Source organism: Leisingera sp. JC1 (assembly GCF_001679925.1).
Lineage (GTDB): Bacteria > Pseudomonadota > Alphaproteobacteria > Rhodobacterales > Rhodobacteraceae > Leisingera.
In genome coordinates this window covers 17,589-35,367 of sequence record NZ_LYUZ01000125.1, presented here as the reverse complement: position 1 = coordinate 35,367, position 17,779 = coordinate 17,589, and the positions used below count along the sequence as shown (strand labels likewise).

Annotated in this window: 18 protein-coding genes; 6 read left to right on the top strand and 12 right to left on the bottom strand. The window is 66.2% G+C overall.

Features of this window, described 5'->3' with window-relative positions; translation table 11 throughout:
* Positions 1-18: 18 nt before the first annotated feature.
* The gene (locus A9D60_RS20390; protein ID WP_065269292.1) at positions 19-1,152 is read right to left on the bottom strand and encodes a WD40/YVTN/BNR-like repeat-containing protein; all 1,134 of its coding nucleotides are present in this window, start codon (positions 1,150-1,152) and stop codon (positions 19-21) included.
* A gap of 151 nt (positions 1,153-1,303) precedes the next feature.
* On the opposite strand from A9D60_RS20390, the gene A9D60_RS20385 reads away from it, so the two are divergent.
* Positions 1,304-2,518 carry an RSP_2647 family RNA methyltransferase gene (locus A9D60_RS20385; protein WP_065269291.1) on the top strand — a complete coding sequence of 405 codons (1,215 nt, stop codon included), beginning with the start codon at positions 1,304-1,306 and terminating at the stop codon, positions 2,516-2,518.
* Positions 2,519-2,523: 5 nt separating this feature from the next.
* The gene (locus A9D60_RS20380; RefSeq protein ID WP_065269290.1) at positions 2,524-3,072 is read left to right on the top strand and encodes an RSP_2648 family PIN domain-containing protein; all 549 of its coding nucleotides are present in this window, start codon (positions 2,524-2,526) and stop codon (positions 3,070-3,072) included.
* Positions 3,073-3,127: 55 nt separating this feature from the next.
* Here A9D60_RS20380 and A9D60_RS20375 read toward each other — a convergent pair whose 3' ends face one another.
* Positions 3,128-3,814 (bottom strand): M48 family metallopeptidase, encoded by a 687-nt coding sequence (locus A9D60_RS20375; RefSeq protein WP_065269427.1) that lies wholly within the window; start codon positions 3,812-3,814, stop codon positions 3,128-3,130.
* 150 nt (positions 3,815-3,964) lie between these two features.
* Between A9D60_RS20375 and A9D60_RS20370 the strand changes: the two genes are divergently transcribed.
* Complete coding sequence (locus tag A9D60_RS20370) at positions 3,965-5,137, top strand: threonine/serine ThrE exporter family protein (protein WP_065269289.1); 1,173 nt, start codon at positions 3,965-3,967, stop codon at positions 5,135-5,137.
* Positions 5,138-5,147: 10 nt separating this feature from the next.
* On the opposite strand, the gene A9D60_RS20365 is transcribed toward A9D60_RS20370, so the two are convergent.
* The 5 genes from A9D60_RS20365 to A9D60_RS20345 all read right to left on the bottom strand — a co-directional run bounded on the left by A9D60_RS20365 (position 5,148) and on the right by A9D60_RS20345 (position 10,318).
* Positions 5,148-6,599: an HD-GYP domain-containing protein gene (locus A9D60_RS20365; protein ID WP_065269288.1), complete on the bottom strand. Its 1,452-nt coding sequence runs from the start codon at positions 6,597-6,599 to the stop codon at positions 5,148-5,150.
* Positions 6,600-6,785: 186 nt separating this feature from the next.
* Positions 6,786-7,049, bottom strand: a complete 264-nt coding sequence (gene minE, locus A9D60_RS20360) for a cell division topological specificity factor MinE (RefSeq protein ID WP_065269287.1) — start codon at positions 7,047-7,049, stop codon at positions 6,786-6,788.
* A 3-nt stretch (positions 7,050-7,052) separates the two neighbouring features.
* A complete protein-coding gene (gene minD, locus A9D60_RS20355) occupies positions 7,053-7,901 on the bottom strand; it encodes a septum site-determining protein MinD (RefSeq protein WP_065269286.1) in 849 nt (282 codons plus the stop codon).
* Complete coding sequence (gene minC / locus A9D60_RS20350) at positions 7,901-8,650, bottom strand: septum site-determining protein MinC (RefSeq protein ID WP_065269285.1); 750 nt, start codon at positions 8,648-8,650, stop codon at positions 7,901-7,903. Before minC ends, minD begins: the two co-directional genes overlap by 1 nt.
* A 201-nt stretch (positions 8,651-8,851) precedes the next feature.
* Complete coding sequence (locus tag A9D60_RS20345; protein ID WP_065269284.1) at positions 8,852-10,318, bottom strand: alkaline phosphatase D family protein; 1,467 nt, start codon at positions 10,316-10,318, stop codon at positions 8,852-8,854.
* 188 nt (positions 10,319-10,506) lie between these two features.
* Here A9D60_RS20345 and A9D60_RS20340 point away from each other — a divergent pair, with 188 nt between their 5' ends.
* Positions 10,507-10,875, top strand: coding sequence for a hypothetical protein (locus A9D60_RS20340; RefSeq protein WP_065269283.1), 369 nt, complete (start codon positions 10,507-10,509; stop codon positions 10,873-10,875).
* A 214-nt stretch (positions 10,876-11,089) separates the two neighbouring features.
* On the opposite strand, the gene A9D60_RS20330 is transcribed toward A9D60_RS20340, so the two are convergent.
* The 5 genes from A9D60_RS20330 to A9D60_RS20315 form a co-directional block, all read right to left on the bottom strand.
* On the bottom strand, positions 11,090-11,998 hold the full coding sequence (locus A9D60_RS20330) for a PhzF family phenazine biosynthesis isomerase (protein ID WP_065269281.1): 909 nt from the start codon (positions 11,996-11,998) through the stop codon (positions 11,090-11,092).
* Positions 11,999-12,023: 25 nt separating this feature from the next.
* Positions 12,024-13,208 (bottom strand): vWA domain-containing protein, encoded by a 1,185-nt coding sequence (locus A9D60_RS20325; protein ID WP_065269280.1) that lies wholly within the window; start codon positions 13,206-13,208, stop codon positions 12,024-12,026.
* Positions 13,209-13,261: 53 nt separating this feature from the next.
* Complete coding sequence (locus tag A9D60_RS26695; RefSeq protein WP_039178657.1) at positions 13,262-13,429, bottom strand: hypothetical protein; 168 nt, start codon at positions 13,427-13,429, stop codon at positions 13,262-13,264.
* A gap of 48 nt (positions 13,430-13,477) precedes the next feature.
* Entirely contained in the window at positions 13,478-14,839 is a 1,362-nt protein-coding gene (locus A9D60_RS20320) for a DUF2927 domain-containing protein (RefSeq protein ID WP_065269426.1), read from the bottom strand.
* Positions 14,840-15,030: 191 nt separating this feature from the next.
* Positions 15,031-15,870, bottom strand: a complete 840-nt coding sequence (locus A9D60_RS20315) for an AAA family ATPase (RefSeq protein WP_065269279.1) — start codon at positions 15,868-15,870, stop codon at positions 15,031-15,033.
* A gap of 175 nt (positions 15,871-16,045) precedes the next feature.
* On the opposite strand from A9D60_RS20315, the gene dksA reads away from it, so the two are divergent.
* Complete coding sequence (dksA, locus tag A9D60_RS20310) at positions 16,046-16,468, top strand: RNA polymerase-binding protein DksA (protein WP_039146440.1); 423 nt, start codon at positions 16,046-16,048, stop codon at positions 16,466-16,468.
* A 104-nt stretch (positions 16,469-16,572) separates the two neighbouring features.
* On the top strand, positions 16,573-17,739 hold the full coding sequence (locus A9D60_RS20305) for an FAD-dependent monooxygenase (protein ID WP_065269278.1): 1,167 nt from the start codon (positions 16,573-16,575) through the stop codon (positions 17,737-17,739).
* The last annotated feature ends 40 nt before the right edge of the window (positions 17,740-17,779 follow it).

The following is a 17,779-nucleotide window of genomic DNA, read 5'->3' as shown; positions in this document are numbered from 1 at the left end:
CTCCGGGCTGGCTGGCCGCTACGTGCGGCTAAGTGTTTCAACAGACAGGATCGTCGGCAGGTGCCGGGCGATTTCCGACCAGCTTTCACCTGCATCGAAACTGGCAAAGACTGAGCCGGAGTTGGTGCCGAAATAGACCCCTGCCTGCGCATCGGTGGCCATGGCCTGGCGCAGCACGGTGAAGAAACACGCGCCTTGCGGCAGCCCTTCGCGTTTGGCCTGCCACGTCTCTCCGCCATCGGTGGACTTCCAAACTGCCGCCGAGGCCTCCGGCGGAAACCGACCGGCGGCATCGCCGTTCAGCGGCAGCACCCATATCGTGTCCGGATCCTGCGGATGCACCGCAATGGGAAAGCCGAAGGTGGAGGGCAACCCATCCGTGATGTCACTCCAGGTGCGCCCGCCATCGCTGCTGCGGTAGGTGCCGTGATGGTTCTGCTGATAGAGCAGATCGCCGGGGCCGCGCTGCATGTTGTGCACGCAGTGGCCGGTCTCGCCGTTGCGCGGTGCTGCGGGGTGATGATGCTCCGTGCAGACCGTGTCATTGGACAACCGGTTGCGCCGCTCCCAGCTATTGCCGCCATCCTCAGTCGCAAAAACGCCCGCCGCGGAAATCCCCAGCCACAGCTTGCCCGCGTTTTCCGGATCGCTCAGCAGGGTGTGCAGAACCAGCCCGGCCGCACCTGGGTTCCAGCTCTCGCGCGACGGGTGGCCATCAAGGGCGCTGTTCCTCTCCCACGTCCTGCCGCCATCCCTGCTGGACAGCAGTGCAGCCGGCTTGGTCCCCGCAAAAAGAACCCCATGCGCGCTGTGCAGCGACCACACGGACTTGAGATCGTCAAAAGGCACCTCAACCGGTTCCCAGTTGAAGAAGGCCGCCGTTTCAGGGTCCGCGGCCGCCCATTCATCTATCTGGCCATTGGACAGTTTGCACAGCTCCCATGCCTCGCCATCCGCGGAGCGCCAGACCCCGGCGCCCGGCCAGTCGCCGCCGCCGCCGGCCCACAGAATGCCGTTTTCCGGATCACCGATCACGTGGTTAATGCACCAGCCATCGCAGTGGGGGCCGCTGACAGACCAGTCCTTGCCGTCCGGTGTCAGGACAAAGGCGCCCTTGGTGGTGCCAAGAAGAACTCTTGCGGTTGTGCTCATGGCGGCTCCTCCTGCCGCAAGGTTACCACAGGTTCTTGCCAATGTCGCACCGGCAGGGGGCGGTCAGCAGGGGGCTGCGTGGCAACACCGTCATGCGGGCGGGGCCACGCGGCCTCTTTTCCTGTCCCGGGCTTACCGCTAAGAGGACCCCATGACAGCCTCCTCCGATGCGCTCCAGCGCCCCCGCGTTAAAATGAAACCCAAATCGAACGCCCGCGCCATCTGGCACGGGTTCCCTTGGGTTTATGCCAATGAACTGGTGACCGACCGCCGCACCCGCAAGCTGGCGCCCGGCACCCTGGCGGTGCTGGAGGATGAGGCGCAGCGCCCGCTGGGGCTGGTCTCGGTCAATCCCGAAAGCAAGATCATCGCCCGGATGCTGGACCGCGACCCGGAAGCGGTGATTGATCAGGCGTGGTTTGCCGCCCGCCTGTCGCGTGCGCTGGAGATGCGCGAACGCCTGTATGACGCGCCGTTCTACCGGCTGGTGCACGCCGAATCCGATGGTCTGCCCGGCGTGGTGATCGACCGCTTCGGCGCCGCTTGCGTGGTGCAGCCCAACGCCGCCTGGGCCGAGGCGCATCTGGACATGCTCGCCGCCGCTTTGGCCGAGGTGACCGGCGCAGAGGTGATCCTGAAAAACGCCTCAGGCCGAACCCGCGGGCTGGAAGGGCTGGATGATGTGAACCAGACCCTGCTGGGCGCGGCCCCCGCTGCGCCGGTGCCGGTACAGATGAACGGCGCCACCTATATGGCCGACCTCACCGGCGGCCAGAAAACCGGGCTGTTCTTCGACCAGCGCGAAAACCATGCCTTTGCCGCCCGCCTGACCGCGCCGGGCGCCAAGGTGCTGGACGTGTTTTCCCACGTCGGCGGCTTTGGTCTTGCGATGCTGGCAGGCGGTGCCGGGGCAGCCACCTGCGTCGACGGTTCCGCCGCGGCGCTGGAACTGGCCGCCCAGGGTGCTGAAGCTGCCGGGTTCAAGGACAAGTTCACGGCCCGCCAGGGCGATGCCTTCGACGTGCTGACGGCGCTGGGGGAAGAGGGCGAGACCTTTGACGTCGTCATCTGCGACCCGCCCGCCTTTGCGCCCTCGAAACAGGCGCTGGAAGCCGGGCTGCGCGCTTATGAGCGCGTCGCCAAACTGGCCGCTCCGCTGATCAAACCCGGCGGCTACCTGGGCCTCTGCTCTTGCTCGCACGCCGCCGACCTTACCCGTTTCCGCAACGCCTCGGCTCGCGGCATCGGCAAGGGCGGCCGCCGGGCGGCGCTCATCCACACCGGATATGCAGGCCCCGACCACCCGCAACTGCCCCAGCTGGCCGAAAGCGGCTATCTGAAAGCCGTGTTCTTCCGGCTGGACTGACGCGGGTGAAGCTGCTCCTCGATACCTGCGTCCTCTACCCGACAGTGATGCGGGAGATGCTGCTGGGCGCGGCGCGCCTCGGCCATTTCACCCCTCTCTGGTCCGCCCGGATCCTGGGCGAGTGGGAACGCGCGGCGCTGAAACTCGGCCCCGCGGGCGCGGCGCAGGCCAAGGCGGAGATCGCCCTAGTCCGCGCCGGGTGGCCCAAGGCTGAAGTCCCCGCCGCACCGGGCGTCGAGGCGCGTCTCTGGCTGCCTGACAGCGCCGACACTCATGTGCTGGCCGCCGCCATCGCTGGCCACGCCGACGCTATCGTTACCGTCAACAACAAGGACTTCCCCCGCCACACATTGGCAGAGGAAGGCCTGCAGCGCCTCGGCCCGGACGAGCTGCTTTATGGCTTCTGGCTGCAGGACAGCTCAGGCATGGAGGCGCTGGGGGCAGAGGTTCTGGCCGAAGCCAACCGCCTGTCCGGCGGCAGCTGGGAGATCCGTCCGCTGCTCAAGAAAGCCCGCCTGCCGCGGCTCGCCAAGGCGCTCTCTTCTTCTTTGTGAAAATGCTCCGGGGAGTTTGAGGGGCGAGCCCCTCAATCCCGGCCTGCCAGCAGGCTCAGCCCTTGGCCCATTTGTCTTCCAGCCGCTCCAGCGCGGCGATGCGCTCGTCCGTCTTGGGATGGCTCATCAGCCAGGCTGGTGCCATGCCGGCGCGTTGCTGGGTCAGCTCCTCTAGCTTGGCAAACAGGCTTTTCTGCGGCGCCAGGCCGATGCCCGCCTTGGTCAGCAGCGCGGCGGCGTATTCATCCGCCTCATACTCATCGCCGCGCGACAGCCGTGCCGCCAGCAGCGATGTCAGCACCCCGGCAATCCACGGCCCGATAAAGGGGATGTAGCGGCCCAGGATCATCATCAGCGCGGTGCGCAGCGCGTTCTGGCCGGAGAAGTCGATCATCCGCTTCTTCGCGTGCCCCAGCGCCACATGGCCCAGTTCATGCGCAATGACGCTCGCCATTTCCTCGGCGCTGACCTCGCCATTCTGGTATTTGCGGTAAAACCCGCGGGTGATGAAGATCCGCCCGTCAGGTGCGGCCAGCCCGTTGACCGGGTCGACCTCGTAGATATGGACCGGGATGCGGGCCACGTTCAGCGCTGCCGCCAGCCGGTCGGTCAGCTGCTTCAGCCTGGGGTCTGCCAGCTCAGTTGAGCGCTGGTCCAGCTCCCGGTGGGTGCGCCAGATCGAGATCCGGTACATGACAAGGCCATAGGCAACGGCCAGCAGAATGGGAAGTAGGCGCAGCATGGCACAGATATGGGCGGAAAGCCCGGCAGCAGCAAGGGTCAGCCTTGCATTCCGTGCAAGCCGCCATGCAAATTCCGCACTCGCTGCCGGGCAATCCATCCTATAAGGGGAGCGTTCCCAAAGGCTCCAGATAACAACGGCTTCCGGCACATGGCTCCGCTCTCTCAGCTCCGCAATATCGCCGACACCGGCGAAACCCTGCACCGCAGCGGCTGTGCGCCTTACAAGATCGAAAAATACCTGCAGTTTTATGCCCGCAAACAGGGCATCAACGTGATCGTGCAGGCCACGCCCACCTCGATCTCCTGCCAGTTCCCGGACGAGGACAACCAGTTCATCATCCGCCGGCTGGAGCCCGCGCAGATCAATCTCAGCCTGCTGGCCCGCACCATCATCCGCATCAACGCGGTGGAGGACCCGGGGATTGAGGAGCCGGGCCGTTATCCCGGCTGGCTGATCATGCTTGCCAATATCGCGATCCCGCCTGCCTTCCTGACCCTGATCGGCAGCGCGCTGACCACCATTGCGCTGTCAGCGGTGCTGGGCTTTCTGGTCTGGCTGTGCCAGCTGTTCTGCCGCGGCGACCGGGTGATCCTGGTCGAATTCCTGTCGGCGCTGGTTGCGGGCCTTACCGTATCGCTGGTCAGCAGCATGGGGGTGGAGGTGCCGGTCTGGGGCACCTGCATCGCTGCCATCGTGCTGTTCGTGCCAGGACTGTCGATTGCCAACTCGCTGGAATGCCTCGCCTTCAACGACGTGATCTCCGGCTCCAGCCTGTTTGCCCAGTCGATTTTTGTGCTGATGAAACTGTTCATCGGCATCTACATCGGCGTCAGTATCGGCGCCGCGCTGTGGGGGGCAACACCGCATGTGGAGAACGTGAACGGCGTCCTGTGGTGGATGCCCTATCTGGCGCTGCCTGCGCTGTCGTTTTCGATCGGGGTGATCTTCAACGCACGGCTGGCAGATATCCTGCGGGCGCTGCCGGTCACCGTGCTGGGCATGTGGGGGCCGCTCTACCTGGGTTTTGGCGGCGGCTGGATCGTCGGCACCTGGGTCACCGCCATGTGTATCACCCTCTATGGCACCTGGCTCGCCAAGACGCTGAACCTGACCGGCGCCATCTACATCGTGCAGGGCATTCTGATCCTGGTCCCCGGCAGCCGGGTGCTGATGAGCGCTACCCAGTCGCTGTTCAACGAAACCCTGATGGCGGATGCCAGCATCGGCCTGTCGGCGCTGCTGATGTTCTCGGCCATCGTGGCGGGGCAGGKGACGGCACTGGCACTCTATTCGCAGAAAAACCGCAACCTCGCCAGCTAGGGCCGGGACCCTATGCGCTGCGTTCGGCTTCGGACAGCTCCCATTCACCGCCGGCCAGAGGCGCGTCCGTGGCTGCGGGCCAGCCGCTGGCCGTCACCGCGTCCTGCAGCGCGGCATAACACTCCGGATCAATGCCGGGACCGGCCAGGTCATCCATGATGGCATAGGTCTTCTCAAGCGGCAGCGCCGCGCGGTAGGGGCGTTCGGCGGTCAGCGCGTCAAAGATATCGGCCACCGCCATCACCCGCATCTCCTGGGTCAGCTGGCTGGCATCCATCCCGTAGGGGTAGCCCTTTCCGTCCAGTCGCTCGTGATGCGCCGCGCTCACATCCGCCAGATCGCGGAAGGCATGGATCCGGCTCAGCACCTCATGGCCCAGTACCGGGTGCTGCTTCATCAGGGCAAACTCCTCATCTGTCAGCTTGCCGGGCTTGTCCAGGATGGTGTTAGAGATCCCCAGCTTGCCGATGTCATGCAACAGCGCACCGCGCACCATCCAGCGGCGGCGGCCGGGGGCATATCCCAGCTGGTCGCATATCAGCCCGGTATAGCGCGCCACCCGCTGCGAATGGCCGTGGGTGAAGGGGCTCTTGGCGTCGATCACCAGCGAGAACGCCCGGGCGATCTCATCCAGGTATTCCTCGTCCACGGCATGAATGTGCCGGGCCTGAGGGGTGGCAAAAACCTCTGCCTCCAGCCCGGGGTCCTGCAGATCCGCCAGAAACCGCGGCCGCCGGATCACTGCGGTGAAGACCGGCACCAGGTCCGGATCGAACCAGGTGCCCGCGCGCCGCTCCAGTTCCTCTGCTGCGGCCTCAGCCCCGAGATCCGTGGCAAAAACATCCGTCACCTGCGCCATTAGCGCGATGCGCGCAAACAGCGGGATCGCATCGCCCGTCAGTCCCAGCGGCTGGCCGCCGCCGTCCCAATGCTCATCCAGGCAGGCGATGCCTTCCGCCACGTCTTCGGAGAACCGCATCTGCCGGGCAATCGCCGCGCCGCGGTTGCAGCGGGTCTCGATCAGCTCCCCGGCAATTTCGCTGTTCCTGGCCAGCACGTGCTTCAGCGTCTTCAGCCGGGTCCAGGGCGCGGCCGCGGCGGCGGTGTTGCGCCACAGGAATCCAAGGCCCTGGCGCAGGCCGCTGACGGTCTTGAAGCTGCGCTTAAAGGACAGGTCATCGGTCATATACAGCTGGCAGATCCGCGCCGCGTTGGAGCTGCAGCCCAGATCTTTCATCAGCAGCGTGAAATAGAGATCAGAGCGCGCCTGCTGCCCCAGTCCCAGTTCAGCCGCCACCTGCATGCCGATCCAGCAGCAGCGGACACAATGGCCTTCGGGCTGGCCTTCGGTCAGGTCCAGCGCATGGCTGAGCGCACCCAGCAGTTCGCCAAGGCGCAAGGTCTCCTGCGGCGCGGCATCTCCGGCCTGTCCGGGACTGAGTGGGGAAACGTAATGTGTCATGGGCCTTCGGCAGGGAAAATGCGGAAGGCCCATGACAGCACGGACAGGATTAACCTGCCCTTACCCGGCGCAGGATAGGGGTGGGGACTCTGCGCCGGATTTTCCTAAAATGTCCGGGGCCGCCGGATGGCAGCCCCTTGGTCAGCGTGCAGGGGCGGCCGGCTGGCAGCCCGGCGGGCCCCGGCCCTAGTTCACGCCCAGTTTGCCCGGGAACTCTATGTTGATCTCCAGGCTCGACAGTTCGTCGCCGCGTTCCATGCGGATGTCGATCGCCTCGTCGCCGATCTGCATGTGGCGGCGGATCACGTCCAGGATCTCGCGCTGCAATTGCGGCAGGCAGTCGGGGCGGGCGGCGGCACCGCTTCGTTCATGCGCCAGCAGGATCTGCAGCCGTTCCTTGGCCGTGTTGGCAGAGGCCGCTTTGCGGGGGCGGAGGGAAAATCCGAACATGCCTTACACCGCCCGCCGGAACAGCCGCTGCAGCAAGCCGCGGCGCGGGTCTGCCGCAATCCGCATCTCGATCTGCTCGCCGATCAGCCGGCCCACCGCGTCCTCATAGGCGGCGGCCGCCGCCGAGGGGTCATCCAGCACCACCGGCACGCCGAGGTTGGAGGCGCGCAGCACTGCCTTGCTTTCGGGGATGATCCCCAAAAGCGGCACCGCCAGGACCTCCAGCACGTCCTCCACCGTCATCATTTCGCCGCTGTCGACGCGGGCCTTGTCGTGACGGGTGATCAGCACCTGCGCCTTGACCGGCTCGGCGCCGGTCTTGCCGGCCCGCTCGGTGATGCTGTTCAGCAGTCCCAGCACCCGGTCGCTGTCGCGGACAGAGGACACTTCGGGGTTGGTGACGACAATCGCCTCATCGGCAAAATGCATCGCCATCTGGGCGCCGCGCTCGATTCCCGCGGGGCTGTCGCAGATGATGTAGTCGAACTCCTTGCGCAGTTCTTCCAGCACCTTTTCGACGCCTTCCTTGGTCAGCGCGTCCTTGTCTCGGGTCTGAGAGGTCGGCAGCACCGCCAGGTTTTCCAGCCGCCGGTCGCGGATCAGCGCCTGCTTCAGCTTGGCGTCGCCCTGAATGACGTTGATGAAGTCAAACACCACCCGGCGCTCGCAGCCCATGATCATGTCCAGGTTGCGCAAACCCACATCGAAATCGATCACCACCGTCTTGTGCCCGCGCCGTGCCAGCTCGGCGCCCACCGCCGCCGAGGTTGTGGTCTTGCCCACGCCGCCCTTGCCTGAGGTGACAACGATCACCCGGCCCATCGGTTCTTCCAAAGTCAGGTCCTTGCTCATTACAGTGCCTCCACACACAGCCGGCCATCGCGCAGGAATACCTGTGCTGCGCGGTTCAATAGCTCCGGCTCCAAATTCTCGTTCGTCCGGTAAAGGCCCGCGACGGCCAGCAGCTCCGCATCCAGCCGCTGGCAGAAGATGCGGGCGCTCTCGTCGCCCTCGGCACCGGCCATGGCACGGCCCCTGAGCAGGCCGTAGACATGGATATTGCCGCGCGCGATCAGCTCCGCGCCGGAGCTGACAGGTCCGACCACCACCAGGTCGCCGCCCTCCGCCACCACCGTCTGGCCGGAGCGCACCGGCCGGGTGATCACCACATTCTGGGGCGGGCGCAATTTCTTGGGGATTTCCCGGCGTGTACCCGGTCCGGTGTTCAGCGGCGCGTCCTTGCCGCTGGCCAGGGTGATCAGCCCGGCGTCCTCTGCCGCTGCGGCCTGCGCGGGGGTGGCGTTCTGCACCCCGAAGACCGCCAGATCACGGCTGCGCAGGCTGTCCGCCAGCGCCCGCAATTCGGCAGGGCGGCTCAGCCCCGGGGCCTGCGCCAGATCCAGGATCAGCGGCGCGCCGTCAAAGAAATGCGGGCTCCAGCGCAGCTGCGCGTCCAGTGCTGCGTAAAACGCCTGGTCCAGCGGCCCGTCTTCGGGGCGCAAGGCAACAGCGGTGAAATACCGCCCGCGGATCTGGAACGGCTTCACGCTTGCGGCAGGCGCACTGCCACGCGGTTTGATGTCTTGATGCGGCACGCTCACGCGATGCTCCTGCTCGGAAATGGCGGGCTTGTTTCCCCGCGGCTTTTCCCCTTGGGTAGCGTCAGGCGGGCAGGCCGTTCAACCGCAGCCGGGCAGGGTCGGCGGACATGCGCCTGCCGCCGCACCCGGCGGCGGATTTCCGCAGATGATCTGCCTGGGGTTGCGCAGAAAACGGTTGCCGCCCTGGCCGCGGCGCCCGGGCTAAAGCGTCAGCGGCGCAGACCGGCCGGAGGTTTCCAGCTCCCAGGCGGCAGACCAGGTTTCACCGTTGCGTTCCAGAACCAGATAGTTCCGCTCGGCGGCATAGCGCCCGGTCTGGCCGGGGATCTTGCGGATGCGGATGGGGTGGCCGGGCAAGGGCGCGTCGCCCAGCCGCGACAGCATCCCCAGCACCCTAGCCCAGGCCCGCGGCGGTGCCCGGTGGGAAATGCCGGAGGCCACCAGCTGGTGCAGCAGCTTGCCGCCGCCAAGTGCCATTTCTCCGCGCGCGGCCAGATGGATCTCGCCGGAAAGGGCTGTCACCTGCTGGCCGTCCTGCGCCGCCATGTCCCGCACCAGCCGCAGCATCCGCCGCCAGGAAGCCCGGTGCGCCCGGCTCTGCCACTGATCGCGCAGGTCGTCCTCGTATTTCTGCATCCGGGGTGTCAGCACCATCAGCAGCTCCAGCAGCGACAGCCGCGGCCCCAGCAGCGGCACGCTCGACAGGATCAGGCTGCGCCCGTCAAAGCGCTGCTTGGCCGCGGTCTTCATCATCCGCCAGCCGCCCCGCGCCATCACCCGGCGCCGGCTGCGTTCCGACCGCAGGTCGGGGGCCAGCAGCCGCAGCCCCGGTGCTTCGACGCGCCAGCCCAGGTGGCTGCCTTCGGGATCGGCAAAGCGGGCAGGCAGGTCTCCGTCCGCACAGCCGTGCTGAAACAGCAGCGCCGCCTCCCGTGCAGCGGCAAACAGGGTCTGGCCGACCGGGGAACAGGTGCGTGAGCGGCGCAGGGATCCCCAGCCGTCGCAGATGTCGTGGTCGTCCCATTGCATCAGCGATGGCACCCGGGCGGCGATCCAGGCGAACTCCGGCGCGCTGTAGACCGCCAGGTACCGCTCCAGGAACCGTTCGCGCAGGTGGCGGCGCAGATCGTCCAGCTCTGCGCGTGCGGGATCGCGGGGCAGGCGGTCCGGCCAGTCGTCGCTCAGCGGATGGCCATGTGTCACCTCATCCGCATAGACCTGATCACCGCCATGCAGCAGCAGCGAGAACGGCTGTTCCGCATGTTCCGCGCCCATCCGCGCCCACATCGCGTTGCGTTCAGCGCCGTCGCGGTCCAGGTCGCCATGCTCCTCACCGTTGCAGGAGGCATAGGCGATCCGCAGATCGCCGCCAAAACCGCCTGCCAGCGCAAAACGCGTGCCGTTCCACTGGTAGGCAGAGGGACGGTCCGCAGGCAGGCTGAACCGCGCCCCGAGCACCGTGCAGGCGCTGTATTCCGCCAGCGGCTCGGGCTGCGTTGCGCCATCATCCAGCAGCAGCGGCGGCAGGGTGGCACCTTTGGGGGCAATGAACAGGGCAGCCAGAAACATCCGGCCATCACGCAGATCATCAAGGATCAGGATGGGGCCGGTGATTGCTTCCATGGCGGGTCCGCCGACAGGGCCTGGTGTCCGGGTGCTGCTGCTCATACCGTCCCAGCACCTAGGTGCGCCTTGCACAGCATTCAACCGCTGGCGGCATTGTGCCGGGTCATGGCCCGGGACTGCGGCAGAATTGACAGTGGCGCTGCCGCGGCCGCCGTGGTCTGAGTGGCCGCGCGTGTTTCCCTGCCGCCTCCGGCCCGGCCGATGCGGCTGATTTTTTTAGGAGATTTGAGATGCAATGGAGCTTTCTTGCCGCTGCGGCGCTGGCCGCCCTGTGGATGCTGGTTCACGCTTTTGCGGGCGGCCGTGAATGCGCCCGGCCGCTGGCGCAGGACCGGCAGCTGCCGGACGCGGCGCGCGAAACCATGCTTTTGTGCTGGCACATGGTCACCGGGTTTCTTGGCCTGATGGCCCTTTTCCTGTTCCTCGGCGCCCGCGGAACAGCAGGGATGGCGCTGGCGGGGACGGCAATGGCAGCGGCGGCGGCGCTGGTGGGCCTGCTGCTGCCGCCGCTGCGCCGGGCAGGCTACCGCCTGCTGCCCCAGGGCTGGCTGTTCGTGCCGGTAGCCGGCTTGGGCGCCTGGGGGCTGTGGGGCGGCTGACGAACTGCTGGCTGATCACTCCCGCCCGTCCGGCCTGCATTGAAAATGCCGGCCTGCCGGTAGGGCCCGGCGCCGGAACCGGGGCTCCGGCGCGCATCCTGCCCGCCGGGCAGGATGCCATGCCCAAGGCTGCCAAGGGGGAGCGGCGGCAGCCGCTGCACCTGCAGGCGCGGGAGGGCTGCGGTGCCGCCCGCTAACCATCCCTTGGCCGCGGTTAGCCGCTGTGCGGCCGGGCCGCCGGGAATGTGAGTGTTCCGGCCTCCACCGCGTGGCCGGATACCCGGACCGACAGGCTGCTTCCGGTCTGATCCAGTGTCACAAAGACGGTGCCCGGCCGCCCCATGGCGCGGCCCTGATGCCCGGCGTAGGTCTGCAGCGGCACATCCGGCAGCAGCCCCTGTGCCAGCAGATAGGCACCGGCCGGGCCGTTGGCGTTGCCGGTCACCGGATCCTCGGCGATGCCGATGGCCGGGGCGAACATGCGGCCGTGGGTTTCCAGGCTGCCGTCTGCCCGTTCGGCGGCAAACGGAAAATAGCCGTTGCAGCTGATCCGCTTGCTCAGTGCCGCCAGCCGGGGCAGGTCAGGTTCCAGCCTGTCCACGGTCGCGCGGTGCCGCAGCGGCACCATCACCTTGGAATGGCCGGTCGAGACCACCTGAACCGGCAGCCCCTGAACCAGTTCCGCCTCACCGATCCCCAGCGCCGCCAGCAGCTCCTTGCGGTCAGCAGCTTCCAGAACAGGTCCGTGAACCACCGCGCCCTGAGTCATCTCCACCTGCATATCCGCACCGCCCTCCGCAGCGCGGACCGGCAGCACCCCTGCACCTGTCAGCGCCCGCACGCGGTAGTCCGGCAGCCCCAGCATCCGTGCCCGCAGGAAATGTGCCGCGACGGTGGCATGGCCGCAGATGGGCACCTCGGCGCTGGGAGTGAAATAGCGGACCTGCAGGTCGTGATCCTTGCCTTGGGCAGGCAGCACAAAGGCGGTCTCGGAAAACCCGGCAAAACCCGCAATCGCCTGCATCTCGCTGCTGCTGAGCCCCTCGGCCTCCAGCACAACCCCGGCCCGGTTGCCCTGGCCGGGCGTCCGGGTGAAGGCGTCGATCACATGGATCACTGTCATTGAACGTCCCCGTGGTGACTGCCTCTTACCGGCTCAGCTCCCGCATGCCGCATTCCAGCCCGTCCAGCGTCATCGGCACCATCCGGTTCTCGAAAATCTCCCGGATCATGCTGATCGAATGGGTGTAGTCCCAGTATTTTTCCGGCACCGGGTTGATCCACAGGTTCGACGCCCAGGCCTCCCGCGCGCGCTGCAGCCAGACCTGGCCTGCTTCCTCGTTCCAATGCTCATTGGCGCCGCCGGGATAGGCGATCTCGTAAGGCGACATTGAGGCATCGCCGACGAAGATGCATTTGTAATCCGGACCGTAGGTGCGCAGCACCTCATGGGTCGGTGTCTTCTCGTTCCAGCGCCGCCGGTTGTCGCGCCACACGCCTTCATAGAGGCAATTGTGGAAGTAGTAGTATTCCAGGTGCTTGAACTCGGCACGTGCGGCGGAGAACAGCTCCTCCACCACCTGGATATGCGGATCCATCGAGCCGCCCACGTCGAGAAACAGCAAGACTTTCACAGCGTTGTGCCGCTCCGGCCGTGTCTTCACGTCCAGATAGCCGTGCTCGGCGGTGGAGCGGATGGTGCCGTCCAGGTCCAGCTCTTCCTGCGCACCCTCACGCACCCAGCGGCGCAGCCGCTTCAGGGCGACCTTGATGTTGCGGGTGCCCAGTTCCACATCGCCGTCGAGGTTCTTGAACTCGCGCTTGTCCCAGACCTTGACCGCGCGCTGGTGGCGGCTTTCCTTCTGGCCGATGCGCACGCCTTCGGGGTTATAGCCGTAGGCCCCAAAGGGCGAGGTTCCGGCGGTGCCGATCCACTTGTTGCCGCCCTGGTGGCGGCCCTGCTGTTCCTTGAGACGCTCTTTCAGCGTTTCCATCAGCTTGTCGAAGCCGCCGAGCGCCTCGATTTCGGCCTTCTCCTCCGCGCTCAGATGCTTCTCCGCCATCTTGCGCAGCCATTCCTCGGGAATGTCCACGGCCTCCATCACCGCCTCTGCAGGAATTGCCTCCAAGCCTTCAAATGTAGCGGCAAAGGCGCGGTCGAACTTGTCGATGTTGCGCTCATCCTTCACCATCGCCGCGCGGGCGAGGAAATAAAACGCCTCGATGTCATAAGTGGCCAGCCCCGCCTTCATCCCTTCCAGAAAGGTCAGATATTCGCGCAAGGACACAGGAATGGACGCCTTGCGCAGATTTTCGAAGAAGGGCTGGAACATCGCGGATCGGTCTCCGGCAGGGGTGAACTGGCGCGGTCGGGCGAGGGCGGGCGCTAGGCCAGCACCCGGTGGGTCAGGATGGTGGCCAGCAGGCCGAGCACGCCAAAGATGATGGCATAAACAGCACCGTATTGCAGCATGTCCAAGGTGTTGCCGCCCCGTTTCTTTGCCTTCAGGGCGCCGATCAGGCCGCCCAGCAGAACGCCGAGGATTACGATCATGGTTCTTTCCGTCCGTTGTCTTTCAGAATCTGTGTATTCAAGGCTGTATCAGGAGCCGGCGGACCGCAGCGCCGCAACCTCCTCAAGCCGGGCCTCCACCACCCAGTCGGGGCCAAAGCCGTAGCGCGCCCACCCCAGGCTGTCCAGTCTGACCCGGCGTGCCTCAACCGTCTTGCCCTGCAGGTCCAGGGCCTCTGCCTGCAGCATCAGCAGCGTGGACAGAAGCGCGGCATTTTCATGCGCCGCTGCCGTTGCCGCGGCGGGCTTCAGCCGGGCCAGGGCTGCAGCGCCATTTCCGGTGGCCACATCATGGGCGGCCAGCTGCACCGCCAGCTTGGCCTGATGGATAGCTGTGCCGCGCTGCGCCTGCAGATAGGTCTGGGCGGTCAGGAAATGCTGCAATGCCAGCTCCGGCTCGCGGATGTGCAGCATCCGTCCCAGCGTATAGTGGCTCATGGCGCGGCGGTGGTCGCTCCAGCCCAGGTCGCGGGCGATTTCCGCGGCCCTGTTGGCGGCGCGCAGCCGCTCCCGCAGGGCGGCCTGCGGCCCCAGCGCCTGCTCATAAGCGGCAGACCAGGCCCGCGGAGTCGCCGGCAGCGGCCATGCCGCAACGCTATTCCCGCGCGGGTTCAGCCGGGACAGGATCGCGGGCAGCCGGGCGGCCACCTGGGCGCGGGTCATGCCGGTTTGCAGCTCAGGCGCATAGGTTGCGCGCAGGATCAGCATGTCGAACCCGGTCAGCACCGCGTGCATGTTGTCGTCGTTGAAGATCGAATCCGGCAGCCGGTAAAGGTCGTTCAGCGGGCCGATGGCCTGTGCCAGTTCCTCGTGCAGGCAGTCGCGCACTTCCTGCGGGCTGGTGTCATTGGGAATGAACACTGCCAGCCGGCTGCGCTCGCGCAGCAGCGCCCAATTGGTGCGCGGGCTGCGCCGGTTGCGGCGGTACTCCGCCAGAGACGAGACATTGGGCACCACGAAACAGGCCGCCTTGGGCAGGGCGCGGCGGATCTCGGCACGGGTGACGGCCTGGATGGTGATGCTGGCTTCACCCTCTGCGACCCTGCGGATGGAGATGCCGGCCTCGTTGCGCAAACGGTTGAGCAGCGCCGACAGGTCGCGGTTAAACCCCGGTGGCGGTGCGCCGGTGACGCGCAGGGTGACCGGTGTTTCGAAGCGGGTGAAATGGGGCAGGGTGCTGCCGCCTTCCAGCTGGAAGTGCAGATCCAGGAAATCACGGGCAATTTCAGAATTGGCGCGCTGCGGGGCTTGCGGGCGCGGCGCGGAAAAGACCTTGACTGGCGGCAGCGCCAGTGGCTCGGCGGCCGCGCGGGKTGGCGCCTCGACCCGGGCTGTCGGGGCGGTGCAGGCGGCCAGCGCCAGTGCCGCCAGAACTCCGGCGGCGGCCTGCATCAGGCGGCGCCCGCCGCGGCGGGGTGTCTTGACCGGTTCAATTGCTGCGTCCGCGGGCACTCAGGTGTCTCCCTAGCGGCCTGGCTGCCGCAGCCTGGCCCTTCACTTCTGATAGGGGAAAGCGGCGGCGATTTGAAGCGAAACAGGCAGGCCGCTGCAAGAGCGCCTGCCAGTGTGGCTTCATCCCGCCCTCAGCGCCGCCCGCGCGCCAGGAAGGCGAGCCGTTCAAACAGATGCACGTCCTGCTCGTTCTTCAGCAGCGCCCCGTGCAGCTTGGGCAGCGCATCGGCACCGTCGCGGGCAATGTCCTCGGGGCTCAGATCCTCGGCCAGCAGCAGCTTCAGCCAGTCGATCACCTCGGAGGTGGAGGGCTTCTTCTTCAAGCCTTGCGTCTCGCGGATCTCGTAGAACTGGGTCAGCGCGGCGGTCAGCAGGCTTTCCTTGATGCCGGGGTGATGCACCTCGACGATCTTCTTCATCGTCTCCGCGTCGGGGAAGCGGATGTAGTGGAAGAAGCAGCGGCGCAGGAAGGCGTCCGGCAGTTCCTTTTCGTTGTTGGAGGTGATGATCATCACCGGGCGGTGCTTTGCCTTGATGGTCTCGCCGGTCTCGTAGACATGGAACTCCATCTTGTCGAGCTCCTGCAGCAGGTCGTTGGGGAACTCGATGTCGGCCTTGTCGATTTCGTCGATCAGCAGCACGACCTTCTCGTCAGCTTCAAATGCCTCCCACAGCTTGCCCTTGCGGATGTAGTTCTTCACATCATGCACGCGCTCCTCGCCCAGCTGGCTGTCGCGCAGGCGGCTGACCGCATCGTATTCATAGAGGCCCTGCTGGGCGCGGGTGGTGGATTTCACGTTCCACTCGATCATCCTGAGCCCCAGCGCGCTGGCAACTTGCTTGGCCAGCTCGGTTTTGCCGGTTCCGGGCTCGCCCTTGACCAGCAGCGGCCGCTCCAGCGTCACCGCCGCATTAACCGCAACCTTCAGGTCGTCCGTTGCAACATATTCCTTAGTGCCCTGAAATCGCATATCTTTCCCGTCTCAGCCGTGATTGCCGTCTTGTTATCACGGTTTTAACCAAACGGCGCCACTATTGTGTAGTGACATTCCTGTCCGATAGGGATAAACGCTGCGGCAGAGGGGGATCCAAAGTGTTGAGGTATTGTTTATGACCAGCATGATGGGCCAGACCGAAGGAGCCGAAATGAAGCAAGAAGTGTTTCTGCCGGACGACTACCGCCCGGCCGAAGATGAGCCGTTCATGAATGAGCGGCAGACCGAATACTTTCGACGCAAGCTATTGGAATGGAAGCAGGATCTGCTGGCGGATACCCGCGACACGATTGAGGGGCTGCAGGACAGCACCCGCAATATTCCCGATGTCGCCGACCGTGCCAGCGAAGAGACCGACCGCGCGCTGGAGCTGCGCACCCGCGACCGCCAGCGCAAGCTGGTCGCCAAGATCGACTCGGCGCTGCGCCGCATCGACGAGGGCGAATACGGCTATTGCGAAGTGACCGGCGACCCGATCTCGCTGAAACGCCTGGATGCGCGTCCGATCGCAACCATGAGCCTGGAAGCGCAGGAGCGCCACGAGCGCCGCGAAAAGGTCCACCGCGACGATTAACCGCTGATTTTGGCGGCAAAATCGCAGGAAACATTGACGCCGGGGCCTTTTGCTCCGGCGTTTTTTGTTCCATTGGGGGCGGGCGGAGAATCTGCGGGAGCCCCATGGACCTCAAAGGCCTGAAAACAACCGTCATCGGCGCCGGGATCGGCGGCTTGGCTGCAGCGCTGGCGCTGCGCCGCTTTGGTGCATCCGTCACCGTGCTGGAGCAGGCCGAGAAGATCTCCGAGGTGGGCGCGGGCCTGCAGATCACCCCAAATGGCGTGCAGGTGCTCAAGGCGCTGGGGCTGGCCGATGATCTGGCCTGGTGCTCGCAGCGGGCGCGTGCGGTGGTGCTGCGCGGCCACCGGCGCGGCAATCAGGTGCTGCGGCTGGATCTGGATGAATACGCCGCCGGGCTGCCTTACTACTTTGTGCACCGTTCCGACCTCATTGGCATCCTGGCCGGTGCGGCCCGCCGCGAAGGCGTTCAGGTGCGGCTGCTGCAGAAGGCCGACCGGGTTGTGCCTGGCCCGCAACCGCTGGTGCATCTCAGCAATGGCGCACAGTGCGGCGGTGATCTGCTGGTTGGCGCCGACGGATTGCATTCGAAAACCCGGGTGGCCCTGAACGGAGAGCGCAAACCTTTTTTCACTGGCCAGGTCGCCTGGCGCGCCACGGTGCCCAATTACCTGAACCTGCCGCCGGAGGCGCAGGTGTTCATGGGGCCGGGACGGCACTTGGTGGCCTATCCTTTGCGCGATGGCAGCCTGATGAACCTGGTCGCAGTGCAGGAGCGCCGCGCCTGGGCTGAGGAAGGCTGGAATTTCAAGGATGATCCCGCCAACCTGCGCGCCGCCTTCGCTGGCTTCGGCGGCAACGCTGCAGCGCTCCTTGAGGCGGTGGAGGAGGTGTTGCTCTGGGGGTTGTACCGCCATCCGGTGGCAGACCGCTGGCACGGCGAAAACACTGTCATCCTGGGGGACGCCGCGCATCCGACTCTGCCCTTCATGGCGCAGGGCGCCAACCTGGCGCTGGAGGATGCCTGGGTGCTGGCGCGTTCCCTGCAGGAGGCCGCGGGCATGGCCTCCGGCCTGGCAATGTTCCAGGAACGCCGCCGCGCGCGGGCCGAAAAAGTGGTGCAGGCTGCCAGCATCAACGCGTGGAAATACCATTTGCGCGCGCCGCTCAGCTGGCCTGCGCATCAGGTGCTGAAGCTGGGCGGCCGCTTCGCCCCGGACCGTATGGTCAGCCAGTTCGACTGGATCTACCGCCACGACGTCACTGCCTGAGGCGGTCCCATGGCGGGCAGGGTCGGCTCCCGCCCGTCGC